18 protein-coding genes are annotated in these 24,142 nt (G+C 55.3%); 14 read left to right on the plus strand and 4 right to left on the minus strand.

Annotation, left to right across the window (positions count from 1 at the left end; genetic code table 11):
- The first annotated feature begins 92 nt into the window (after window positions 1-92).
- From BCV73_RS09345 to cysI, 6 genes are all read left to right on the plus strand, one after another.
- Entirely contained in the window at window positions 93-1,376 is a 1,284-nt protein-coding gene (locus BCV73_RS09345) for an MFS transporter (RefSeq protein WP_089546881.1), read from the plus strand.
- Window positions 1,373-3,673 (plus strand): beta-glucosidase, encoded by a 2,301-nt coding sequence (locus tag BCV73_RS09350; RefSeq protein ID WP_089546882.1) that lies wholly within the window; start codon window positions 1,373-1,375, stop codon window positions 3,671-3,673. The genes BCV73_RS09345 and BCV73_RS09350 overlap by 4 nt, the downstream gene beginning before the upstream one ends.
- A 29-nt stretch (window positions 3,674-3,702) precedes the next feature.
- Window positions 3,703-5,973 carry a glycoside hydrolase family 3 protein gene (locus BCV73_RS09355; protein WP_256992791.1) on the plus strand — a complete coding sequence of 757 codons (2,271 nt, stop codon included), beginning with the start codon at window positions 3,703-3,705 and terminating at the stop codon, window positions 5,971-5,973.
- 426 nt (window positions 5,974-6,399) lie between these two features.
- Complete coding sequence (locus BCV73_RS09360; RefSeq protein WP_256992792.1) at window positions 6,400-7,554, plus strand: serine hydrolase domain-containing protein; 1,155 nt, start codon at window positions 6,400-6,402, stop codon at window positions 7,552-7,554.
- Between the two features lie 240 nt (window positions 7,555-7,794).
- Window positions 7,795-9,651 carry an assimilatory sulfite reductase (NADPH) flavoprotein subunit gene (locus tag BCV73_RS09365; RefSeq protein ID WP_089546884.1) on the plus strand — a complete coding sequence of 619 codons (1,857 nt, stop codon included), beginning with the start codon at window positions 7,795-7,797 and terminating at the stop codon, window positions 9,649-9,651.
- A gap of 37 nt (window positions 9,652-9,688) precedes the next feature.
- Window positions 9,689-11,413 (plus strand): assimilatory sulfite reductase (NADPH) hemoprotein subunit, encoded by a 1,725-nt coding sequence (cysI, locus tag BCV73_RS09370; RefSeq protein ID WP_089546885.1) that lies wholly within the window; start codon window positions 9,689-9,691, stop codon window positions 11,411-11,413.
- A gap of 110 nt (window positions 11,414-11,523) precedes the next feature.
- Here cysI and BCV73_RS09375 read toward each other — a convergent pair whose 3' ends face one another.
- Window positions 11,524-12,060 (minus strand): phosphatase PAP2 family protein, encoded by a 537-nt coding sequence (locus BCV73_RS09375; RefSeq protein ID WP_256992793.1) that lies wholly within the window; start codon window positions 12,058-12,060, stop codon window positions 11,524-11,526.
- Window positions 12,061-12,132: 72 nt separating this feature from the next.
- A complete protein-coding gene (locus BCV73_RS09380; RefSeq protein ID WP_089546886.1) occupies window positions 12,133-12,750 on the minus strand; it encodes a DedA family protein in 618 nt (205 codons plus the stop codon).
- Window positions 12,751-13,072: 322 nt separating this feature from the next.
- On the opposite strand from BCV73_RS09380, the gene BCV73_RS09385 reads away from it, so the two are divergent.
- The 5 genes from BCV73_RS09385 (at window position 13,073) to BCV73_RS09405 (ending at window position 18,429) form a co-directional block, all read left to right on the plus strand.
- Entirely contained in the window at window positions 13,073-14,074 is a 1,002-nt protein-coding gene (locus tag BCV73_RS09385) for a Gfo/Idh/MocA family protein (RefSeq protein WP_089546887.1), read from the plus strand.
- Window positions 14,075-14,112: 38 nt separating this feature from the next.
- The gene (locus BCV73_RS09390; protein WP_089546888.1) at window positions 14,113-15,060 is read left to right on the plus strand and encodes a helix-turn-helix domain-containing protein; all 948 of its coding nucleotides are present in this window, start codon (window positions 14,113-14,115) and stop codon (window positions 15,058-15,060) included.
- Window positions 15,061-15,075: 15 nt separating this feature from the next.
- Window positions 15,076-16,164: a Gfo/Idh/MocA family protein gene (locus BCV73_RS09395; RefSeq protein ID WP_089546889.1), complete on the plus strand. Its 1,089-nt coding sequence runs from the start codon at window positions 15,076-15,078 to the stop codon at window positions 16,162-16,164.
- Window positions 16,165-16,349: 185 nt separating this feature from the next.
- Window positions 16,350-16,889 carry a superoxide dismutase family protein gene (locus tag BCV73_RS09400; protein WP_089546890.1) on the plus strand — a complete coding sequence of 180 codons (540 nt, stop codon included), beginning with the start codon at window positions 16,350-16,352 and terminating at the stop codon, window positions 16,887-16,889.
- A 274-nt stretch (window positions 16,890-17,163) separates the two neighbouring features.
- Window positions 17,164-18,429, plus strand: a complete 1,266-nt coding sequence (locus BCV73_RS09405) for an MFS transporter (protein ID WP_089546891.1) — start codon at window positions 17,164-17,166, stop codon at window positions 18,427-18,429.
- A gap of 63 nt (window positions 18,430-18,492) precedes the next feature.
- Here the strand turns inward: BCV73_RS09405 and BCV73_RS09410 are convergent, their stop codons facing one another.
- Together BCV73_RS09410 and BCV73_RS09415 are read right to left on the minus strand one after the other, a co-directional pair.
- Window positions 18,493-19,470, minus strand: a complete 978-nt coding sequence (locus tag BCV73_RS09410) for a metallophosphoesterase family protein (protein ID WP_089546892.1) — start codon at window positions 19,468-19,470, stop codon at window positions 18,493-18,495.
- Between the two features lie 12 nt (window positions 19,471-19,482).
- Window positions 19,483-20,334 carry an alkaline phosphatase family protein gene (locus BCV73_RS09415; RefSeq protein ID WP_089546893.1) on the minus strand — a complete coding sequence of 284 codons (852 nt, stop codon included), beginning with the start codon at window positions 20,332-20,334 and terminating at the stop codon, window positions 19,483-19,485.
- Between the two features lie 327 nt (window positions 20,335-20,661).
- Here BCV73_RS09415 and BCV73_RS09420 point away from each other — a divergent pair, with 327 nt between their 5' ends.
- The 3 genes from BCV73_RS09420 (at window position 20,662) to BCV73_RS09430 (ending at window position 24,063) form a co-directional block, all read left to right on the plus strand.
- Window positions 20,662-21,531, plus strand: a complete 870-nt coding sequence (locus BCV73_RS09420) for an ABC transporter permease (RefSeq protein ID WP_244867372.1) — start codon at window positions 20,662-20,664, stop codon at window positions 21,529-21,531.
- A 72-nt stretch (window positions 21,532-21,603) separates the two neighbouring features.
- Window positions 21,604-22,503 (plus strand): carbohydrate ABC transporter permease, encoded by a 900-nt coding sequence (locus BCV73_RS09425; RefSeq protein WP_076167155.1) that lies wholly within the window; start codon window positions 21,604-21,606, stop codon window positions 22,501-22,503.
- A 39-nt stretch (window positions 22,504-22,542) separates the two neighbouring features.
- Entirely contained in the window at window positions 22,543-24,063 is a 1,521-nt protein-coding gene (locus BCV73_RS09430; RefSeq protein WP_089546894.1) for an ABC transporter substrate-binding protein, read from the plus strand.
- The last annotated feature ends 79 nt before the right edge of the window (window positions 24,064-24,142 follow it).

Genomic DNA, 24,142 nt, shown 5'->3' on the forward strand with positions numbered 1-24,142 from the left:
AAAAGACTGCAAACCGCCGCCTCTCCTGAGCTGGGCGGTTTGTTTTATAATTGGTTTGTAAACGTTTTCAGATAATGAGGAGGTCAACCCATATGGCTAAAGCAAAAATTATCGGTCAAACGATCACGCCATTCAAACGGCTCACTTTCGGTATCATGTTCGGATATGCCTGCATGATGCTGGCTCTCATGACACCTGCTACGCTTCTATTAACTTTTAAAATGGTCGAAATCGATCCGAACGGCTATACCTCCTCCTACGGCTTGGTATCCGGGATTGGCGCCTTCTTTGCCCTAATCGGCAACCCGCTCGGCGGAGCGATCAGCGACCGGACCAACATCTCCTTCGGCCGCCGTCGCACATGGATACTGCTCGGCCCGCTGTTTGGCTGTGCCGCACTGCTGTGGGTCGGAATGTCCACGCAGATCTGGCAAATCATCATCGGCTGGGCGATCGCCCAATTGTTCTTCAACTTCGGCATGGCCGCGTACACAGCGCTGATTCCCGAGAAGCAGGGAACGATCTCCGGGCTGCTGGGTACCGTGTTACCGGTAGCTATGGCGCTGGGCATGGTGCTGATGACGGCCATGACGGACGCCTCCTCGACGACGAAATGGAGCCTGCTTGCGGCGATCGGGATCGTGGGGCCCATCATTAGCCTGTTTATCATCCAGGACGGAAAAGTGCAGATCGAACACATGGCGCAGGAAAAGATGACGCTTGGCGAAAAGCTGAGCAGAGTCTACCCAAACCCGCGAAAATTTCCGGCGTTCAGCTGGGCGGTCGTATCCAAGTTTTTGTTAATGATGGGGTACTGCAGCAGCTTGTATCTGACCGTTATGTTGGTTAACCGCATGGGCTATAGTGAAAGCGCTGCAACCGCAGCCGTGGCTACCATTAACATCGTGTCCATGGTGGCGATGGCGGTCACGAGTATTTTTGGCGGCGTCTTATCCGATAAGTTCCGTAAGCAAAAGCCGTTCCTGTATATTTCGGCTCTCATTATTATCGCAGCCATTCTCATCTATGCTTTTATCGCGCATAACACGGCATTTATCGTAGCATCCGCCGTGATGGGACTCGGGTTCGGCTGTTTCACGGCGGTCGATATGGCACTGGTTTCGCGAATCCTTCCGAACAAGGAAGACGCGGCCAAAGACTTTGGCATTATGAACGTAGCCAACGCGCTGCCGCAGTCGATCGTGCCGGCCATTGCACCGCTGCTGCTGAACATCGGCGGCTGGTCCTTCTTCTATATCGTGCTTGCGGTCTGCGTCGTGGCCGGGGTGGCCGCGCTCAAGCCGCTGCCTGAAGTCGGGGAGCACGCCGGTGAAAGTAATCCAACCAATCTGGAAATGGGGAGAAGCGTATCATGAAACGAAATCTGACAGACATCATCTCTCAAATGACCTTAGAAGAAAAAGCCAGCCTATGCTCGGGGCTGAATATGTGGCAGACCAAACCGGTTGAGCGCCTTGGCATTCCGTCCATTGTGATGACGGACGGTCCGCACGGCCTGCGAAAGCAGGCCAATCCGGGGGACATGTCGAGCAAGACGGTGCCGGCCACCTGCTTCCCGAGCGGAGCGGGTCTGGCCTCTTCCTGGGACCGTGAGCTGATCCGGGAGGTCGGCGCCGCGATCGGCGAGGAGTGCCAGCAGGAGGACGTGCAGATTATCCTCGGGCCTGCGGTCAATATTAAGCGGTCACCGCTATGCGGCAGAAACTTTGAATATTTCTCGGAAGATCCGTACCTGTCTTCGGAAATGGGTGCGAGCCATGTGAAAGGCGTCCAAAGCCAAGGCGTCGGAACGTCGGTGAAGCATTTTGCCGCCAACAATCAGGAGACGCTGCGCAACTCGATTAACGCCGTGGTCGACGAGCGGACATTGAACGAAATTTACCTGCGCAGCTTTGAGGGTCCGGTTATCGAAGGTGATGCCTGGACCGTGATGTGCGCCTATAACCAGGTGAACGGCGATTACTGTTCGGAGAACGATTACCTTCTGAACCAGGTGCTGAAGCAAAGATGGGGCCACGGCGGACTGGTCATGACCGATTGGGGCGCCATTAACGAACGGGTGAAAGGACTAAAGGCCGGACTGGAGCTGGAAATGCCTTATGTCGGTCCGGAGCATGACCGGATGATCGTGAAGGCTGTCCAGTCCGGAGAACTGGACGAGGCCGTGCTGGATGAGGCGGTTCGCCGTCTGCTCACTGTCATTTTCAAAGGATACGACGGTAAAAAGGAAGGCTTCACCTACGATGCGGAAGCCCATCACCAACTGGCCCGGCGCGCGGCCGCGGACTGTATGGTTCTCTTAAAGAATGAGGGAGGTCTGCTCCCGCTGAAGCCGGAGCAATCAGTCGCCGTCATCGGCGCATTCGCCAAGCATCCGCGATACCAGGGCGGCGGGAGCTCGCACATTACTCCGACCCGGATGGATGCTCCGTTCGATGCAATTGCGGGAATGTCTGCTGACTGTTCGTTTGCCCCGGGCTATCTGCTCAAAGGCGGCGAGGCCGACGACAGCTTGATCGAAGAAGCCGTGAAGCTGGCGCAAAGCAAAGACGTGGCCGTCATCTTCGCCGGCCTGCCGGATTCGTTCGAATCGGAAGGAGTAGACCGCACACGGCTGGATATGCCTTCCTCGCACATCCGCCTGATCGAGGCGGTCGCGGCGGCGCAGCCCAGCACGGTTGTCGTGTTGTCCAACGGATCGCCGGTGACGATGCCTTGGCTTCCGCAAGTCCAAGCGGTGCTGGAAGGCTATCTGGGCGGGCAGGCGACGGGAAGCGCAGCGGCCGACGTGCTGTACGGGAAGGTGAACCCAAGCGGCAAGCTGGCGGAGACGTTTCCCGTTCGGCTGGAACAGACGCCGGCGTTCCTGAATTTCCCGGGAGGCAAAAGCGAAGTGACGTACGGGGAAGGCTTGTTCGTAGGCTACCGGTATTATGAAGCGAAAAAAGAGGAGCCGCTTTTCGCGTTCGGTTACGGACTTAGTTACACAACCTTCGCTTATGAAGATATCAGGGCTGACCGAACGTCTATGAAGGATACCGACACCGTCAACGTGTCCGTTACCATTCGCAACACTGGTGCGGTTGCGGGCAAGGAAATCGTGCAGCTGTACGTCAAGCCGCTGGAGAGCCATGTCGTCAGACCGGTCAAGGAACTGAAGGGGTTTGCCAAGGTTCATCTGCAGCCGGGTGAAGCGAAGACGGTCCATTTTGCGCTGGATCAACGGGCTTTTGCCTACTTCAATACCGATATTCATGACTGGTTCGCTGAATCCGGGGCTTACGACATCGTTGCAGGTCCATCATCGGTGGATACGCCCCTGTCAGTCACCCTTAGCCTGGAATCGACCGGGATTCCGTTCCGCAAAGTGGGGCGCAACACCAAGTTCTACGAGCTGATGGCCATTCCCGAAACGGCTGCGTTTGCCGAGGAAGCAATGGAGGGCAGCCTGGAGCGCCTGAAACAGATGGGAGCTATGTTTGCGGAGAGCATGGGCGACGACGGAATCGCCGAGCTGTTCGAGGCCGTGGTGAAGTGGCGGAAGTATGACGCCCTGCGCTCGCTGTCCGGCATGATGGGCGGGGGAACGTCGGAAGCGGATTTATCGAAAATCATCGACGATCTGAACACCAAGCTGAAACTAAATTCGTAATCCGGATGATGGAGTGGGGGAAAGGGAATATGTCGAATACAAAAGCTGCACTAAATATAGAAGAAATTCGTTATGTGAACAATACCGAGGGGCCGACGCTGGGCTATTCGGTCGCCTCGGGCGTAAAGATCCTGGAACAGGACGGCCTTTATTTCAAGGACCTGAGCAGGGACGGTCAACTGGATCCTTATGAGGATTGGAGGCTGTCGCCTGTAGAGCGGGCCAAAGATCTGGCGTCCAAGATGACGACCGAGCAAATTGCCGGTCTGATGCTGTACAGCCGCCATCAGGCGGTGCCTGCGGCGAGCGGAGGCTGGTTCTCCGCAACCTACGGAGGCAAAGCCTTTGAAGAGAGCGGCGTCAAGCCTTGGGAGCTGACCGATGAACAGCTCCATTTTCTGGCTCAGGATCACGTGCGGCATATCCTGGTCACCACTGTGGAGAGCCCGGAGACCGCTGCCAAGTGGAACAATCGGGTGCAGGCGTTTGCCGAAGGGCATGGCCTCGGCATCCCGGCCAACAACAGCTCCGATCCGCGGCATGGTTCCGACTCCAGTTCGGAGTTTAACGCAGGCTCCGGCGGCGCCATCTCCATGTGGCCGGAAACCTTGGGCCTGGCGGCGACCTTTGACCCGGAGGTGACGCGGAAATTCGGGGAGATCGCCTCGAAGGAATACCGCGCATTGGGTTTGTCGACGGCGTTGTCCCCGCAGATCGATATCGCCACCGACCCGCGCTGGTTCCGCTTCAACGGAACGTTTGGGGAAGATTCGGCGCTGGCGGCCGATATGGCCCGGGCGTACGTCGACGGCTTCCAGACTTCGGAAAAAGAACGCGAAATTCGGGAAGGCTGGGGCTATGACAGCGTCAACGCCATGGTGAAGCATTGGCCGGGGGGTGGATCCGGTGAAGGCGGCAGAGACGCTCATTTCGGCTGCGGCAAGTATGCGGTCTATCCCGGGAATAATTTCGGCGAGCATCTGATCCCGTTTACGGAAGGCGCCTTCAAGCTGTCCGGGAAGACGGGCAAAGCCTCGGCCGTCATGCCGTATTACACCATTTCGGCGAACCAGGATACGGTGAACGGTGAAAATGTAGGCAATTCCTATAACGCCTGGTTGATCGGAGATCTTCTACGCGATCAGTATGGATACGATGGCGTTGTGTGCACCGATTGGATGATTACAGCCGACGAGTCCCCTGCCAAGGATTCTTTCCTCAGCGGCAAGCCGTGGGGCGTGGAGGAACTGACCGTCGGTGAACGGCATTACAAGCTGCTGATGGCCGGGGTGGACCAGTTCGGCGGCAACAACGAAATCGGACCGGTGCTGGAAGCCTACGAAATCGGGGTGCGCGAGCACGGAGAAGACTGGATGCGGCAGCGGTTCGAGCAGTCCGCCGTCCGGCTTCTGGTCAATATGTTCCGGCTCGGATTGTTCGAGAATCCGTATCTTGACCCGGATACGAGCGCCCGAGTTGTCGGAAACGCCGAATTTATGCGCGAGGGGTATGAGGCTCAGCTGAAGTCGGTGGTGCTGCTGAAAAATAAAAATGCGGTGCTGCCGCTTGCGGCCGGAAAAAAGGTATATATTCCCAAGCGCTATACGCCGGCAGGAACCGACTGGTTTGGCAACCAAACCCCGGAGAAGCTGGAGTATCCGGTCAGTCTGGAGCTGGTTTCCAAATATTTTACGGTGACGGATCAACCGGATGAGGCGGACTTTGGCCTGGTCTTCATCACCTCCCCGAAATCGGGCTTCGGTTACAGCCAGGAGGACGCGGAGCAAGGGGGAAGCGGCTATGTACCGATCAGCCTGCAGTACCGGAGTTACACGGCCGAGCATGCACGGGATGTAAGCCTGGCCGGCGACCCGCGTCCGGAAGATGTGCTGAACCGTTCTTATAAGGGGAAAAGCGTCACGCCTCAGAATACGTCCGACCTGGACGCGGTGCTGGACACCCGGAAGGCGATGAAGGGCAAGCCGGTTATCGTGTCGATTCTGCTCTCGAATCCAGCGGTCGTGAACGAATTCGAGTCCGAAGCGGATGCGATTGTAGCCGATTTTGGCGTTCAGGCGCAGGTGATCATGGAGATCCTGACTGGCAGTGCGGAGCCTTCGGGTCTGCTGCCGATGCAGATGCCGGCCCATATGAAGACGGTTGAGGAGCAGCTGGAGGACGTGGCTCATGATATGGAATGCCATGTGGACTCTGATGGCAACACGTACGATTTTGGCTTTGGCTTGAATTGGGGCGGCGTTATCGAAGACGAGCGCACGCGGAAATACCGGAAGCGTTGAGAGAGAAATCCCTCCAGCGAAAAGAATAGATATCACGAAAAGCACACAATAGCTAAGGATCGCCCGCTGATGAAGCGGGCTTTTTTTCGGACCTTCAACGCCGATCGTCCGTTGGCGCAGAGGCACCCCGCAATAGCTGCTTGATTAGACTCTGGTTTATGCTTTCCGTGTCTTTATAAAGTTTGGCTATATTTATTTTTGGCGTTGAGGCGGCCGGAGTTCTCTGCTACAATTCCAAGCAGAAAGGCGGTCGATCTCGATGGCAAATCAATTTGCCAGTATGCCAAGCGGCTCATGCAAAGCCTATTCATAGGGCGAACCTTTGCATGGGCGGACGATCAGTTTAACAGTTCGCCCTCAGGATGTTTTATTGGATGGGCTTTGCACCTTATTTTCTCAATTTAAATAATAAGGGAGTTGAATGCATTGACCAATCCATGGATAAACAAACGTCAGCATCTCATCAATCTTCAAACACAGGTCCAGCGGCTGCTGGATGAACTTGCGCAAGACGATATCGGTGCAGGATTCCAAGCCACAGCCTACTGGCACGGTGAACTGGTGGTGAATGCCTTTTCAGGCAGCGCCGATGTCTTAGGACAAAATCCCGTCCATCCGGATACGCTCTTCGTGATGCAGTCCTGCTCCAAAGGTTTGATTTCCACGGCGATTCATATTCTCGCCGAGCAGGGCAAGCTGGCGTATGATGAGCGGATTTCTCATTATTGGCCCGAGTTCGGGGCGAATGGGAAGGAACAGATTACGCTCCGCCAGGTCCTGACTCATACGGCAGGAGTTCCTTTGATGCCTGCGCACGCGGATATGGAGCTGGTTACCAACTGGCAAGCGATGGTGCACGAGATGGAACAGTTACAACCTATCTGGGAGCCTGGCACCAAGGCAGGTTATCACGGCTTGACCTTTGGATGGATTCTAGGGGAAACGGCCGCCAGAGCGGATGGCCGAGCGATTGGCCAGATCATTCAGGACGAGATCTGCAAGCCATTAGGAATGGAGGGGGATCTGTATTTAGGAGCCCCAGCGGAAGCGGAAACCCGGATCGCCGAAATTAGCGGCGAAGCCGTACCTATTGCTTCCATGCCCGATGACATGCTGTTCAAGCGGGTGCTGCCTCCGGCACTGGTTCCGGTTGCCAATCCGGAATGGAACTCGGCTTGCTTCCATTCAGCAGCCGTACCAGCCGTCAATGCCGTCGCAAATGCTCAGGCGTTAGCGCGCATGTATGCTTCACTGATTGGCGAGGGCGTGGACGGCAGACGCCTGCTCAAGCCGGCCACCATGACCGAGGCAGCACAGCTGCAATTTGAAGGGATCGACGAAGTTGCGCTCGCTCCCGTTCGGTTGGGGCTGGGCTACTCGCTTAGCCAAGACGGCGATGCCATGGGCGGCAGCCGGGCGGCTTTCGGTTATGCCGGATTGGGCGGCATGATCGGATACGCCGATCCGTCGAACGGCCTTGCCGTGGCGGTGCTGTGCAACCGGATGAAGGTTGGGCGGGGAGACCGGTCTCCGGATCGGCTGGTAACGGATCTGATCCGCGAGAAACTTTGTCATACGTAAATTGAATTCTATTCCTTCGTTTGAAGGGCCCGGCTTGTTTTACGGTCGGGCTTTTTTTGTCATCGAACGGCGGTTTCAAGAGGAATAATCGTCACGAAGCCACTTTATCAGTAAAGCTGATAAAACCTATAAGATCATTCTAATTGACCGTTCCCCCCTGCTGTGATAGGTTCAAGAGAGAAAATATGAGTAATCTACTAGGAATTATCACTAATGCATGCTACGCGAGGTGGATATTTGTTGGAACTTCAAGTAACGAACAGCCCTTTTAACCAAGAGCAGGTCGAGCTGCTCAACCGTCTGCTGCCCACATTAACCGATGCCCAGCGCATCTGGTTGAGCGGATATATCGCAGCGGCCGCCGTAACGGGTAGCGCTGTGCTGGGAACCGCCCCCATGGCGGCTGCCGCAAATGCGCCGGCTGCGTCTCCGGTAAGCACGGCACCGGCTGCGCCGAAAGAGGTTACCGTCCTGTACGGGTCGCAGACCGGCAATTGCGGGTCGCTGGCCAAGAAAGTGACCAAGAGACTGCAGGATCAGGGCTTTGAGGTCAAGCTATCTTCGATGAGCGATTTTAAACCGAACGGATTGAAAAAGGTGGAAAACCTGCTGATTCTGGTCAGCACGCATGGCGAAGGGGATCCGCCGGACAACGCTATATCCTTTTATGAGTTTCTGCACAGCAAGCGGGCGCCGCAGCTTGAAGGCATGCCGTTCTCTGTACTGGCGCTGGGAGACACCTCCTATGAGTTCTTCTGCCAGACAGGCAAGGATTTTGACAAGCGGCTGGAAGAACTGGGCGGCAAGCGGCTCGTTCCGCGCGTCGATTGCGACGTGGACTTCGACGAGCCGGCGGCGGAATGGATCAACAGCGTGGCCAGTGCGTTTGCCGAGCTTGCCGGAGCAGGAGCCGGAGCTGCACCGCAGGCCGTGCCTGTCACGGCTGATTCGCTGCTCGCATCCGCGGAATCGGAATATTCCAGAACCAATCCGTTCCAGGCCGAGGTTCTGGAGAATATCAACCTGAACGGCCGCGGTTCCGACCGCGAAACCCGGCACTTGGAAATTTCGCTGGAGGGATCGAACCTGGAGTATGAACCCGGAGACAGTCTGGGCATCTACCCGGAAAACCATCCGCGGCTTGTCGATGAATTGATCGAGGCGATGGGCTGGTCCGGCGAAGAATCCGTACCGGTTAACAAAAACGGCGACGAGGCTGCGCTGCGCGAGGCGCTGCTCCGCCATTATGAAATCACGGTGCTCACCAAGCCTTTGCTGGAAAAGACAGCCGCGCTCACTTCTAACGGTGCTTTGAACGAACTGCTCGCATCGGGTCATGATGAGCTGAGAGCCTACATCGAGGAACGCGATTTGCTCGATCTGGTGCAGGATTATTCTCTGAAGGGTATCCCGGCCAGGGAATTTGTAGCCATTTTGCGCAAAATTCCGGCCCGTCTGTATTCGATCGCCAGCAGCCTGAAGGCGTCTCCGGACGAGGTGCATGTAACGGTCCGGACCGTCCGCTACGAGAACCGCGGAAGAGAGCGGTACGGCGTCTGCTCCGTACAGTTGGCTGAACGAAGCGAACCCGGATCGGCTTTGCCGGTCTATATCCAGCATAATCCGAACTTTAAGCTTCCGCAAAATCCGGATACCCCGATCATCATGATCGGCCCGGGCACAGGCGTCGCCCCGTTCCGCGCATTTTTGAGCGAGCGGGAAGAGACCGGAGCCGAAGGCAAGAGCTGGCTGTTCTACGGCGACCAGCACTTCGCGACCGACTTCCTGTACCAGATCGAATGGCAGCGCTGGCTCAAGGACGGCGTCCTGACGCGCATGGACGTGGCATTCTCGCGGGATTCGGATCAGAAGGTTTACGTCCAGCACCGCATGCTGGAGAAGAGCAGGGAACTGTATCAGTGGCTGCAGGAAGGCGCTGTGGTATATGTGTGCGGCGACGAGAAACGAATGGCCCATGACGTCCATTCCACGCTGATTACGATCCTTGAACAGGAAGGCGGTCTCAGTCCTGAGGAAGCTGCCGAATATATGATTCGCATGCAGCAGGAGAAACGTTACCAGCGGGATGTCTATTAAGCGCATCCGATAGGCAAGCGAGAAGGAGAGAGCAAACATGTCTGAAAACAATTTGATGTCATCAAACAGCGCGCCCCACAGCGATGTGGAGGATATCAAACGCAGAAGCAACTATTTGCGGGGAAGCCTGGTGGAAACGCTGAAGGATCCGATCACCGGGTCGATCCCCGAGGACGATAACCGGCTGATGAAGCATCACGGCAGCTACATGCAGGATGACCGGGACCTGCGCAACGAACGGCAGAAGCAGAAGCTTGAGCCGGCTTACCAGTTTATGCTCCGGGTGCGCGCGTCGGGCGGCGTGGTTACCCCGCAGCAATGGCTGATGATGGACCGGATTTCCCAGAAGTACGGGAACGGGACGATCCGCTTGACGACACGCCAGTCGTTTCAGCTGCACGGGGTGCTGAAATGGAACCTCAAGAACACGATCCGCGAGGTGAACGAATCGCTGCTCAGCACACTGGCCGCCTGCGGCGACGTGAACCGGAACGTCATGTGCAATCCGAATCCGTACGAGTCGGAGATTCATTCGGAGGTGTACGACTGGGCCCGCAAGCTGAGTGCCCATTTGGATCCGCGGAGCCGGGCCTATTATGAGATCTGGCTTGACGAAGAAAAGGTGGTGGACAGCCACGATCATGACGAGGAACAGGAGCCGATCTACGGTCCGGTATACCTGCCGCGTAAGTTCAAGATCGGCATGGCGATCCCGCCTTCCAACGATGTCGACGTATTTTCGCAGGACCTCGGGTTGATCGCCATTGTAGAGGACGGACGTCTGGCCGGATTCAACGTTTCGGTCGGCGGCGGCATGGGGATGACCCACGGCGATCCGGCCACGTACCCGCAGGTAGGGCAGGTCATCGGATTCTGCACGCCGGAGCAGGTGATCGATCTGGCAGAGAAAACCGTGACGATCCAACGCGACTACGGCGACCGTTCCGTGCGGAAACACGCGCGCTTCAAGTACACGATTGACGACCGCGGCATCGACTGGTTTATCCAGGAGCTGACCGCGCGTCTCGGGTGGGAGCTGGAGCCGGCAAGACCGTTCCATTTCGAAAGCAACGGCGACCGGTACGGCTGGGTCAAAGGCAGCAACGGCAAGTGGCATTTGACCCTCTTTATCCAGAACGGACGGATTAAGGATGAAGAAGGGTATGAGCTGATGACCGGCTTGCGCGAAATCGCCAAGGTTCATACCGGGGATTTCCGGCTCACGCCAAACCAGAATCTGATCATCGGCAGCGTGAGCAGCCAGAAAAAGAAGAAGATCACCGAATTGGTGCAGCAGTACGGTTTGACCGACGGCATCCATTATTCGGCGCTGCGCCGTAATTCGATGGCATGCGTGGCCCTGCCGACCTGCGGTCTGGCGATGGCTGAATCCGAACGCTACCTTCCAACGCTGCTCGGCAAAATCGAGCCGATCCTGGAGGAAGCGGGGCTCCGTGAAGAAGAAATCGTCATCCGTATGACAGGCTGCCCGAACGGCTGCGCAAGACCGGCCCTGGCGGAAATCGCCTTTATCGGCAAGGCGCCGGGCAAATACAACATGTACCTCGGCGGCGGATTTGCCGGAGAACGGCTCAACAAGCTTTACAAGGAAAATATCGGCGAGGCCGAAATTTTGGATTCCCTGAAGCAGATTATTTTCCATTATGCCAAGGAACGCCGGGACGGCGAGCATTTCGGCGATTTTACCATCCGCGCCGGTTATGTGAAGGAAGTCCGCTCGGGACAATTCTTCCACGCCTGATGGCATAAGCAGCCGAATCGGCAGTGGCTCGGTACGCCGCTGGCGGTCATAACGGCAGCTCAAAAAAGTGCAGTCCCCAGCGGACTGCACTTTTTATGCTGTATATAAACTCATAGATTGATCACGGCGACTGTGAGCACCGCCGTCACGCCGCCGACGAAGCTTCCGACCAGACAGTCTGAAGGGTAGTGCAGTCCGAGATAAATCCGGGAAATACAGACGATGAGTGCCATAACAAGCAGCAGGACGGCGACCCAAGAGCCCATAAACAGAAACGGCGTAATGATGGAAAATATGGCCGTTGAATGCCCGGACGGGAACGAGGGGTCCTTCAGCGGGTTTTTGCCAACCCTAACGCCTTCGAGGGCGAGGTAGGGGCGAATCCGCTGGACCTTGCGTTTAATCAGGGTCGTAATCAAAAAGCTGATGGCCAGCGCGGCAAAGCTCTGCAGACTCGTTGTCCGCCACGGCTCGGGAGCAAACAGCGCCACGGACAGCGTCAGGGTAATCGTAAACAGCGCGCCGCCCAGGTGGGTCAGCATGCGCAGCGCAGCATGGAGTATGGTCGGATTCTGAGTGCGGTTAATCCAGTGGAATATGCGCCGGTCCCAGCCGTGCGCCTGCTCCATATAACGGGTGATGATCATGCAACGGTCCTCCTCAAAAATATTTTTTTTGCATCGAATGGTCGTCAGCGTCCGAAGCTTAACCCTATTGCCTCATTGCCTCGAATGAACCTTGGTACGCTTGCGCCATTTCAGGTAAACGTATACGGCCAGAATGGCGAACACTGCGGCCACGACGTATTTCAAAAAATGCTCCGTCCAGGTCAAGACCAGCTGCCATTGATTGCCGAAAATGTAGCCGATCCCGACAAAGACGGTAACCCAGAGCGCGGATCCCGTGTAGGCGTACAAGGCGAAGGTGCGGTAAGGGACGCGGATGATCCCTGTAAAGTAGCCGATAAACTGCCTGACTCCCGGAATGAAATAACTGAACAGCAGCAGCTTGTTGCCGTATTTGTGATATACTCTGGCGGTCTTTTCCACATGCTCCGGTTTGAGAAAAAGCCATTTCCCGTAGCGCTCAATCAGCGGCTGACCCAGCTTGTACCCTAGCACGTAAGTAACCGTCAGCCCGACGATGGAGCCGAGGTAGGCGGCACCTAAAGCCGGAAGCAGGTCCAGTACGCCTTTATAGGACAAATACCCGGTGTAGGTAAGCGTCGTATTGCCTGGCGGGATCGGCAAAGCGATGGCGTCTAGCGGAAGTCCGAGAAGCAGGACCCAATATCCGTACTGTCCGAACAGCCGCTCGATATATCCCAGCACATCCATAAAAATCTCCTTATCGTGATTGTACTTGTGCTTTCCATTTTAATTAGCAAAGATTAAGAACGGATGAACAGAAAGCTTAAGAAAGTATTAAGCCGTCTGCCCGAATTCTTAACAGTCCGGAAGAACTTGTATTCCCATGATACGCAAATTTTTGCCGGAACAAAACCGTCTCCGGTTGGGGCGGAAACCCGTCTTTAGACCAGGTTTTTCTTGCGGCGCGATTTTATATAAAATTGTCGTAATATTATACTGTATTAACGGTTTTTCATGTGTTAGATTAAGGGCATGATGTCTTAATATTAAATACTGAGGAGCGCTGGATATGATCAGAATCGGTAAAATAAGCTATTGGCATGTGCATGCATGGGACTATACGAAACAGGCTGAGGCTCATCCGGGTGCGGAAATCGTGGCTGTGTGGGACGAAAATCCGGAGCGTGGGCAAGAAGCCGCCGATAAGCAGGGCGTGACTTTTTACGCATCATTGGATGAAATGCTCAGCCGTGACGATATCGATGGGGTCATCGTGGATGCGCCAACGAACATGCACCGCGAAGTCATGATCAAAGCCGCAGAAGCCGGCAAGCATATCTTTACGGAAAAGGTTATTGCCGCAACACTTAGCGAGGTCAACGACATTATTGCGGCTGTGGAGAAAAATAACGTGAAGCTGACCGTATCCCTTCCCCGACTGAACGACGGCTATACGCTGGCGATCCGGGAACTTCTGGACCAGGAGCTCCTGGGCAAGGTAACTTATGTACGTGTGCGGCTGTCCCACAATGGGGCGACGGCCAATTGGCTGCCTGCGCATTTTTATAAGAAGGAAGAGACGCTCGGCGGCGCCCTGATCGATCTCGGCTGCCATCCAATGTATTTGACGCGACTTTTCTTGAGAGAAGAGCCTGTGGACGTGAGCGCGCAATTTGGATACATAACCGGAAAAGAAGTGGAAGACAACGCGGTTGCGACTTTGTCTACGAAATCAGGCGCAGTAGGCGTCGTTGAAGCCGGATTCGTGAACAACTTTTCGCCGTTTACCGTGGAGGTGCACGGCACCGAAGGAACGATCCTGTTCGGAACGCCGGACAGCAAGCTGCTGCTTCGTACGACCCGCAATGAGGAATACAAGGATGCCTGGGTCGAGATTCCGGTTCCGGCCAACCGCGAAAGCGCATTTGAGCAGTGGATCAGCCATATCGAACAAGGCACAACTGCCGACGAAAACATCGCGATGGCGATCGAATTGACGAAGCTCATGGAAGCGGCCAATCTGTCGTACGCGGAGCGCCGCGCCGTTAAACTGAACGAACTGCAAGGCTAACCATCACAGAACTTATCAGACATAAGGATGTTGCTGCAATGATGAATAATTTTCCATACGAAACTATGCAGGGACGCCAGGATGCTTTGGAGCGTCTGGATTTACGCATCTATTGGGGAAATTATGAGATTCGGGTGATACGTTTTCATTTGACTTCTTTTCCTCCGGGGAAAATCGTGTCCTTTCACAAGCATGCCGAGTTTGAGTTTCATTTTATACCACGCGGCAAGGGAACGGTGATCCTGGTGGATGAACCCTATGCTCTTCAGGAGGGCATGTTCTACCTGACGGGGCCGGAGGTGCTCCATTACCAGGAAGCGGATCCCGAGGAATCGATGGATGAGCTGTGTCTGCATGTGGATATCCGGGACCTGTCGCAGGTCCAGGATGCCGGCCAGTCGCCGCGTCCATACGCCGATCCGTGGGAGGCGGCCGAGGCGCATGACTGCATCGAGAAGCTGCGGACGCTGCCGCTGAAGCCCGTGATGGATACGTACCGGGCGATGCCGTTTTTCCTGGAGGCCTTCAACGCCTCACAGCAAAAATATTTAGGACTGTATACTACGATCAAAAACTGCATCATTCAAATTCTGCTCCGTGCCGTGCGCGCTTACGAGCCGGAACCACGGGAGGCGGAGCTTCCGTCCCGGGACATGAAGGCCTACCGGTACCAGCTGGCTCTGGAGTACATCCACGCCAACTCTTCCGGCGAAGTGGTGCTGGAGGATGTGGCCGACAAGCTGCATATCAGCTCGAGGCAGCTGCAGCGGATCATTAAGGATCAGGGGGGCGGGCGGTCCTTCAGCGAAATTTTGGAGGATTTCCGCCTGCAGGAAGTGTGCCGCCAGCTGGTGGAGACGCGCTGGTCCATCGAGAAAATCGCCGTTCAGGGCGGATTTTCCAGCGGAAGCTATCTGCATACCGTTTTTCGGAAGAGGTACGGCTACACGCCGTCGGAATACCGGAGAAAGAACGCGAAAGTATAGGAGGATTACGATCTCGTGGGAAAAACAATTCGGATTGGCATTATCGGAAGCGGGGGCATTGCCGGAGCGCATGCCCGGGCTTACAAAGGAATCGAGGATGTTCAAATCGTCGGGGTAGCGGATATTCTGCCAGACAAGGCGCAGCAATTCATTGAGCGTTGGGACCTGCCGGATGCGACCGGCTTTGACGACCACCGCAAGCTGCTCGAGCTGGATCTGGACGGCGTAAGCATCTGTACGCCGAACGTGGCGCATTACCGTACAACGGTGGACGCCCTGTCGGCCGGCAAAAACGTCATGCTGGAGAAGCCGATGTCGGTCACGCTGGACGAAGCGGTCGAAATGGTGCAGGTATCCAAGAAAACCGGAAAGATGCTGAATGTCGGTTTCCAGCCGCGCTACGACCCGAACATGGCCATCATTAAAAACATGGTCCAGAACGGACAACTGGGTAAAGTGTATTACGTGGAAACCGGGGGCGGACGCCGCCGCGGCATGCCGGGCGGAACGTTTATCCGCCAAGATATCGCCGGCGCAGGCGCCATGGCCGATATCGGCTGCTATTCGCTGGATCTGGCGCTCAACACGCTTGGCTATCCGAAGCCGCTGACCGTCTCCGCCTATACCTCGAACTATTTTGGCACCAATCCGAAATACCACGCGGAAGCCGGACAATTTGACGTTGAGGATTTCGGCCTGGCCATGGTCCGGTTCGAAGGAGACCTGGTCCTGAACTTCAAGACGTCCTGGGCGATGCATATGGATACGCTTGGTGCGACGATGTTCCTCGGCACGGATGCGGGCATGAAGGTGCTTCCGGCAGGCAGCGGCCCTTGGAGCGGGGTATGGGATGGGCATGTCGGCTCCATCTCGCTGTTCCATGACATCCAGGGACATCATACCGAGAGCAATATTCCGCTCATCAAGCATGAAATCAACGTGTTTGAGGAGAAAATCAAGGATTTTGTCCGCGCGCTGCGTGAAGGCACGCCGGCTCCGATTCCGGGCGAGGAAATTTTGCGGAATCAGGCCATTATCGACGGCATTATCCGCTCCGCGCAGACGAAGAAGGAAGTCGAGATTCATATTCCTGATCTCGTGTAACCGCGCTAACCAAGTCCATTGCTTTAACCCGCATGGTTACAGCAGTCCGAATTTCCCGCTCTGGGATCTTCGGGCTGCTTTTATTTTTCGGACTTCTGTACGGCACAGGTGTTATCTTTTTCGGGAAATAGGCAAACCTGATTTTGGGAGACCTAAAACCAGAATACAGGAGGACGATTGCAAGTATGAAAAAAATGGTGATGTCCGTCTGCCTCAGCGCCGGATTTCTGCTCGGATCCGCCGCCGTAACACCGGCTGTTTATGCCAATTCGGAAGAGCCGCAGCTGAAGGTGAAAATCGTGGATTCCAAAGGCGGAGAAGTAGGGACGGCGCTTCTGACTCAAAAAGGAGCCGCAGTTCAAATCCATATCGAAGCCGCGAATCTGCCGCCAGGTGAGCACGGCATTCATTTCCACGAAAACGGCAAGTGTGATCCGCCTGACTTTAAAACAGCTGGAGCCCATTTCAACCCGACCGGCAAGCAGCACGGCTTCCATAATCCGAAGGGCTATCATGCCGGAGACCTGCTGAACATTCAGGTGAAGCAGGACGGGACGGTAACCGCCGATTTGGAAACCCAGTCCGTAACGCTTAACAAGGGAGCCGCCAATTCGCTCCTGAAGCCGGGCGGAACCGCGATCATCATCCATGAGAAAGCGGACGATTACGTGACCGACCCGTCGGGGAACTCCGGCAACCGGATCGCCTGTGCGCGGATTGAATAGCTGCGGCCTGCCGTCAGCATTCCTGGCTGCCGATAGCGATGATATACACTCCTGAAGGAAAGATGCCTTCAGGAGTTTTTTTTGTGTTCTCGCCGTGTCACAAGCACATATCGGAACGGGATTGTTATCGCTTGCAAAAAAAACGTTGCCCGGCTCCATATTCCTGTGATATATTAAAACTCCTTCCATTTTTTCCACATGACCGGCTATTTCACCGCCAATGATTCTCCAGGAAGAGAAACGACCCCATCATAAAACAGGAGGAACCTCTGTTGTGAACTGGCTTAAATGGGATTTGAACCTGCAAATCCGGCTGATCGGCGACACACTCTTCAATTTGCTGTTTTGGATGTACTTTCCTTACATCACCCTGTTTTTCAGCGACGCATTCGGCAAGACCGCGGCCAGTATGCTGATGGCTGTTCCCCCCTTGGTCAGCCTGCTCGGGAGCTTGTTCGGCGGGTATTTGGCGGACCGCTTCGGGCGGAGGCCTGCCATGCTGCTCGGGGCCTGCATGCAGTCCTGCATGTTTGCCGTCTTTGCGCTATCCCCGTCCCATTGGCTCGACTATGCCGCATATATCGGACTCGGGCTGGGAGGGGCGATCTATTCCCCGGGAAGCTCGGCCATGGTAGCCGACGTGACTCCGGAAAAGGACCGGCGGATGGTATTCGCAACCTTCGTGACGGGCAGAAATATCGGGGCGGTCTTTGGCCCGGCGCTGGGTTCGGTATTCTTTTTCCAGTACCGGCACGAGCTGTTGTGGACCTGCACGTCGGTAACGCTTCTGTACTTTTTGACCATTTTATTGTTCAGCAGGGAGACGCTTCCGGCATCGGCAAGGATGAATCGTACCCGCAGCAAGCTGACCGCTATCTTGAAGGAGCAGGTGGTGAGTTACGGCGTCATTTTTAAGGACAAGGTATTTGCGCTCTATATTGCCGCGGGCATCCTGGTGACGATTGCTTTTATGCAGCTGGATATGTATTTGGCTATGTATGTCAAAGAATACGTGCCGGGACAGGCGCTGCTGTCCTTCAGCGGCTGGACGTTCAACCTGAGCAGCGCGCAGGTATTCGGGTTGATGCTGGGGCTGAACGGTCTGCTGTTCGTGCTGTGCGTTCTTCCCGTAACCAAGCTGTTCGAAGGCTGGTCCGAACGGAACATCCTGATCATGTCGGCCTTGCTGTTTGGCGGGGGAATGTTCTTGATCGGTTTGACGACGCAGGTGTGGCTGCTGCTGGTGTTTACGTTTGTGTTTACGATCGGCGAGCTTTCGCGGAGCCCCGTCACCGACAGCTTTATCAGCAAATATGCGCCTGAACACGCGAGAGGGCAATACATGGGGGCGGCGAATCTGCAGTTCTCGGTCGGCCGGTTTATCGCGCCGGTCACGATTATGCTGTCGTCGTGGTTTCCGCCGGTGGTCGTGTTCGGCTTCATCCTCCTGGCAACGATCCTCAGCTCGCTTTTGTATGTTCAGGTTTTTAAAATCATTCCGGCAAGCTACTACGAGAAGAAAGCCGAAATCACGGGTTGAACCCAAACAAAGCCGTTCAAGAGCGGATGCAATCCGCATCGCTTGAACGGCTTTTTTAGGCTGTTATTCGGCTGCTGCCGGCATTCCCGCCTGGACGGGTCTGCCTGTCGGTGCATGGACAAGCTGATCGCGTATGACGGACCCGTCCTGCAGATGCAGCCAGGTGTCAAAACTCCGCTCCCCTTGCGTGAGCCGGATGACCCGGGCACCGGGCATGAATGGCTGATCCAGATAAGCGTTGCGGGTGGTCCGTCCGTAACACAGGCGGATACCGTGCAGCGTTCCCCAAAAATCGTTGCCGTGATCATGGCCGACAAACGTACCGAGAATGTCGCCCATCTCAACCATGCTCGCAAAAAAACCGGTGTTGATCCAGGGCGCGCAGCAGTGGCGGTCTAGCTTGTTCCCATAACAGACCGAGAAATCCCAAATATCGTTATATTCGGGCAGCGGGATATGGAAGAAGGCAAGCGAGGGCAGCGGGACTCCGCCGTTGCCTGCCGTAAGACGGTAGGACTGCTGTGTATACCATTCAATCTGGCTGCGGCGGATCCAGTCGTAAAATCCGACGCGCAGATGCTCCAGCGGCGAGTAGCTGCCTGAATCCAAAAAGTAAAGGGCGGCCTCCGTGTTGTCCCGGTGTGAATCCCGGATTTCCAGACAATAGTTGCCTGTGCCCTTGACGTGGGGCGGATCGGGAATCGCATAGCAGTATCGGTGGGACAGCTGCAGGGCATGAAGCTGTTCCCGCGTCATATCGGGAGCCTCGGAGTCGTGGTTTCCAAAGACGGCTGCCCAGGGGATGCCCATCAGCTCCGGAACCGACACCGCATCCCGGAACGCTGCGGCCGGGTTCGGGCTTTTATTGCTGGCGATCACGTCACCGGTGTAGACGACCAGATCGGGCTGTTCCGCCTCTATAATCCATCGCATCATATCCTTCATTTGAAGCTCTTCATCATCAGGCTCGCAAAACTCCGTATCCGTAAATTGGAGAATGGTGAACGTGCCGTCCTCGCGAAATCGAAACGTTTTCCTCATCTGTTCCTCCTGTTAACCGTTTCCCGGCACCGTGCGGGTCTGGAGCAAGCCGGCAGGGACAACAGCATCCCAGGCATCCGGAATATCCAGGCCTAGAGCGGCTGCGGCGACAGCCGCGGTGTCCACAATCGAGATTTCCCCGATGGTTGTTCCCGGCTCGATTCCCGGTCCTACGCAGCCCCAGAACACATTTTTGTCCATTGGATGATCGCTGCCGTGGCTGAATTTGTCGTCGCCTCCGCCGCCATGGTCGGTCAATACAATCACCAGGCTGTCTTCAAGAAGTCCCAGCTGCTCAAGGGTACCTAGGACCTGACCGAACAGGACGTCATTTTGTGTAATCGCATTCAAATATTCCGGCGAGTCCGGTCCATAGCCATGCTTATGTCCGGCTGCATCGGGTTCATCCAGCTGCATGAACAGCAGTTTGACGTCCGGGTTTTGTTCCAGATAGTTCTGGATGGCCTGAACCAGATCGGCATCCGGCAGAGATTCCTTATGTATTCCGATGCCATCCTCAACGATCCCGTCATTGATCGGGCTCCAGCTGGTGAAGGAGGCGAGCTTGGCCTCGGGCCATGCCTTCCTTGCAAGCCGGAATACGGAAGGGTAAGGCGATTCGGCAGGATAAGGCTCGCTCGCAGCGACCTCGTTCGTTAGTCCGTGCTTCTCCGGCACGACGCCGTGGAGCACGGAGCCCCAGCATTCCGCGCTGATTGTCGGCGACTGTGCTTGGGCGTCATAGGTGACGGCCCCTTTTGCCAGAAAAGCATCGATGACCGGTGTAGCCGTGTGCTGAATAAAGCTGCCTGCGCCGTCCATTCCCAGAATGAACACGCGCGAAACGGCATTTGCATTGCTCATGGGTCAACCTCCCCAAAGATGATTTCGCTTTCATAGGATCGATCACGCCCCTAGCATAAAGATTCCTGTACGGGGTGTCAACCACCGATTGGGAAATAAGCAAACAAGTCATCAGAGCGTTAGCAGGAAGTCATCATCGTGGTAGCCGGTCTTTGCTTGCACCATATAGAATCGGAATTGTAAGGGGTTACAGGTCACGAAACGACAAAAAGGAGTGAGATCATGCAAGAGGCGGTGCAGCTTGACCGGAATGCGGTGAGCCCGGCAAAGATCCGGCGGGTTTCCACGTTCCGGAGACAACTGAAGAAATACAAATGGCTGCTGCTGATGACACTGCCGGGAGTCATTTATTTATTCATCAACAACTATATCCCCATGTACGGCGTCATCCTGGCTTTCAAAAATTACAATTATGTTGACGGCATTTGGGGAAGCGAATGGGCGGGACTGGACAACTTTAAATTTTTGTTCAACTCCCAGGACGCCTATGTCATTACGAGAAACACCTTTCTATACAACTTCGTGTTTATCGTCCTGAATCTGGTGCTGGCCGTCCTCGCAGCGCTGCTGATTAACGAAATCAGGGACAAGGTCATCACCCGGTTCTACCAGAGCACCTTTCTGCTGCCGCACATCATTTCCATGGTCGTTGTGGCGTACCTGGTCTACAGCTTTCTGAATGTTGAAAGCGGTCTGGTGAACCGGCTTATCGCCAAATGGTTCGGCGCTGAAGCCGTTTCCTGGTACGGCGAGCCCCGCTACTGGCCGTATATCCTCGTGATCGTTAATGCGTGGAAGAACGTAGGGTACTTGTCGGTCATCTATTTCGCCGCAATTATCGGGATTGACAAGGAGTATTACGAGGCGGCAACCATCGACGGCGCCAGCAAGTGGAAACAGATGACGCGGATTACGATCCCGCTGATCACGCCCGTCATTACTACGATGACACTGCTTGCGGTCAGCGGAATCCTCAGAAGCGACTTCGGCTTGTTCTACCAAGTGCCGATGAACACGGGCGCGCTTATCCCGACCACGAATACGATCGATACATTCGTGTACCGGGCGATGACGCAGTCGGGCGACATCGGGATGTCCTCGGCGGCGGGCTTCTATCAATCGGTCGTCTGCTTTGTCCTGATTCTGGCAGCTAACGCAGCCGTCCGGCGGATCAACAAGCGTGACGCTTTGTTTTAGGGAGCCGCGTTTTTCGTCGCAAGGGATGTGTGCAAGCGTCATTGATTTTTCCAAGAAAGGTAGAGGAACGTCATGAGGACAGCAAGCGTGAAAAAAATCATCGGCCCTTCTTTGATCCACCTGTTTTTCTGGGCTTTTACACTGGCATCATTGATTCCCTTTATACTGATTTTTATGGTGTCGATCTCGAGTGAGGATTCAATCCTGCAAAAGGGGTATTCCTTGTTCCCCAAGGAAATCAGCTTTGCTGCGTACCAGTTTTTGTTTAACGATTTCTCGGAAATCGCTAAGGCCTACGGCGTCACCATCCTGACGACACTGATCGGAACAGTGGTCAGTTTGCTCATGACCGCGTTGTTCGCCTATCCGTTGTCCCGTCCGGATTTGCCCCTGCGGCGTACGTTATCCTTTTATATTTTCTTTACGATGCTGTTCGGCGGGGGGATGGTGCCCTGGTATATGACGTATGTCAACATGTTTGACCTGAAAAATACGATTTTCGCCATGATCATTCCCAATCTGCTGCTGAGCGCCTTCAACGTGCTCTTGATGCGAAGCTTCTTCTCATCGACTATTCCGGAGTCGGTCGTGGAGTCGGCGACCATTGACGGAGCCAGCGAAATCCGGATATTTTTCAGCATCGTCCTGCCCCTGTCGCTGCCGATCATGGCGACCATCGGGCTGTTCAACACGCTGTCTTATTGGAACGACTGGTATAACTGCATGCTGTTTATTGATAAGCCTGAGCTGTACAACATTCAGTACTTGATGACCAAAACGTTAACCAATATCCAATACCTGCTGATGAAATCGGGAAGCTCCGCCCAGGTGGGCGAGCTGCTGGCCAAGATGCCCCGGGAAACGGTCCGGATGGCGCTGGCCATCGTCGGGATTGCCCCGCTGCTGTTCGCTTACCCGTTCTTCCAGAAATATTACATCAGCGGGATAACGAGCGGCGCCGTCAAGGGCTGACTCTACATCATTTAATCATTGAGAGGAGAAGCGTCGACAATGAAAAAAGCCTACCATTTGGTGCTGATCATGATGCTGTGCGGAATGCTTGCCCTGACGGGCTGCGGCAAAGGAGGTGCAGGTGACTCCGGCGAAGCTTCAGGCACGGCCGCCGGCGGCTCCGGTTCGGACAGCGGCACCGGTCTGAAGCCTTATAAAATTACGCTGGTATATCCGGCGTCCGCACCCAAGGATCTGCAGCTGGTCCAGGATGAGATGAGCAAATACCTGACGGAAAAAATCAACGCGACGATCGAGCTTAGGCCGATTGAATGGGCGTCATGGGATGACAAGACCAACCTGATGAAAATTTCCAACGAGCCGTTCGACCTGCTGTTTACGGCAAGCTGGTTCTCGTATGCCAAGGATGTGGCCAAAGGCCAGTTCGTGGAACTGGATGAGCTGATGGCGCAGTACGGCAAGGACATTCCGGGAATTCTCGGAGATGACTTCATTAAGGGCTCGAAGATCGGCGGCAAATTGTACGCGCTGCCGACGAAGAAGGAATTCGGACAGGGCTTCGGTTTCCTGCTCGACAAGAAGCTGGTGGACAAATACAAATTCGATATCAATGGCGTCAAGTCGCTGGAAGATATGGAAGCGATGTTCAAAACGATTAAAGACAACGAGCCTGGCGTGACCCCGGTCGTCTCCAGCAAGTTCACGAATGTTTGGAGTGCGGCCAATTACGACGGGATCGTGGCGAATCTGGCCGTTCCGCGGGGAAGCAAGGAACCTAAAGCGATCGATACGCTTGAGGATCCCAAGTTCATCGACTTCTTCAAACGGATGCATCAGTGGTATCAGAACGGCTGGTTCGACAAGGACATTCTGACCTCTGACGCCGACCAGGGAATGAATATGATTAAAGCCGGCAAGGCGTTCGCCGTGGCCCAATCCCTGAAACCGGGCAAAGACAAGGAGATGAGCGTCACGACGGGCGTGGACCTGGTACAGGTCGAGACGGCGGAGCCGTTCACGACGACGGGAGATGCGCAGGGGGCGATGCTCGGCATTTCCCGGACATCCAAGGATCCGGCGCGGGCCATGATGTTCCTGGATCTGCTGTACAACGATCCGAAACTGCTCAATATGCTGGATTGGGGCATTGAGGGCAAGCATTACGTGAAAAAATCCGACCAGGTCATCGATTATCCGGAAGGCGTCAATGCGGACACGCAAACCTACCCGAATCCGGGAGGCTGGATGTTCGGCAACCAGTTCAATTCTTATCTGTGGGCGAACGAGGATCCGAACAAGTGGAAGGAATTCGAGAAGTTCAACGAGCGGGCGGAACGGTCGATCGCCCTCGGATTTGCTTTTGACCAGGAGCCGGTCAAATCGGAGCTGGCCTCCATCGCCAACGTGGAAAAAGAGTTTGACGCCACACTCCGCTCCGGTGCCGCGGATCCGGAGAAAATCATTGCCAAGTGGAAGGAAAAACGCAAGGCGGCCGGCTTTGACAAAGTCAAGGCGGAAGTAGACAAACAGCTCGCCGAATGGGCGAAGGCGAATCCATAACATCGGCAGTTACGAGGGAATCTCCAACCGGTATAGCTTAAAACCGGGGATGGGGATTCCCTATTCCCCTTCCTGAAAC

Origin of the sequence: Paenibacillus sp. SSG-1 (assembly GCF_002224835.1) — a bacterium.
GTDB lineage: Bacteria > Bacillota > Bacilli > Paenibacillales > Paenibacillaceae > Paenibacillus_AQ > Paenibacillus_AQ favisporus.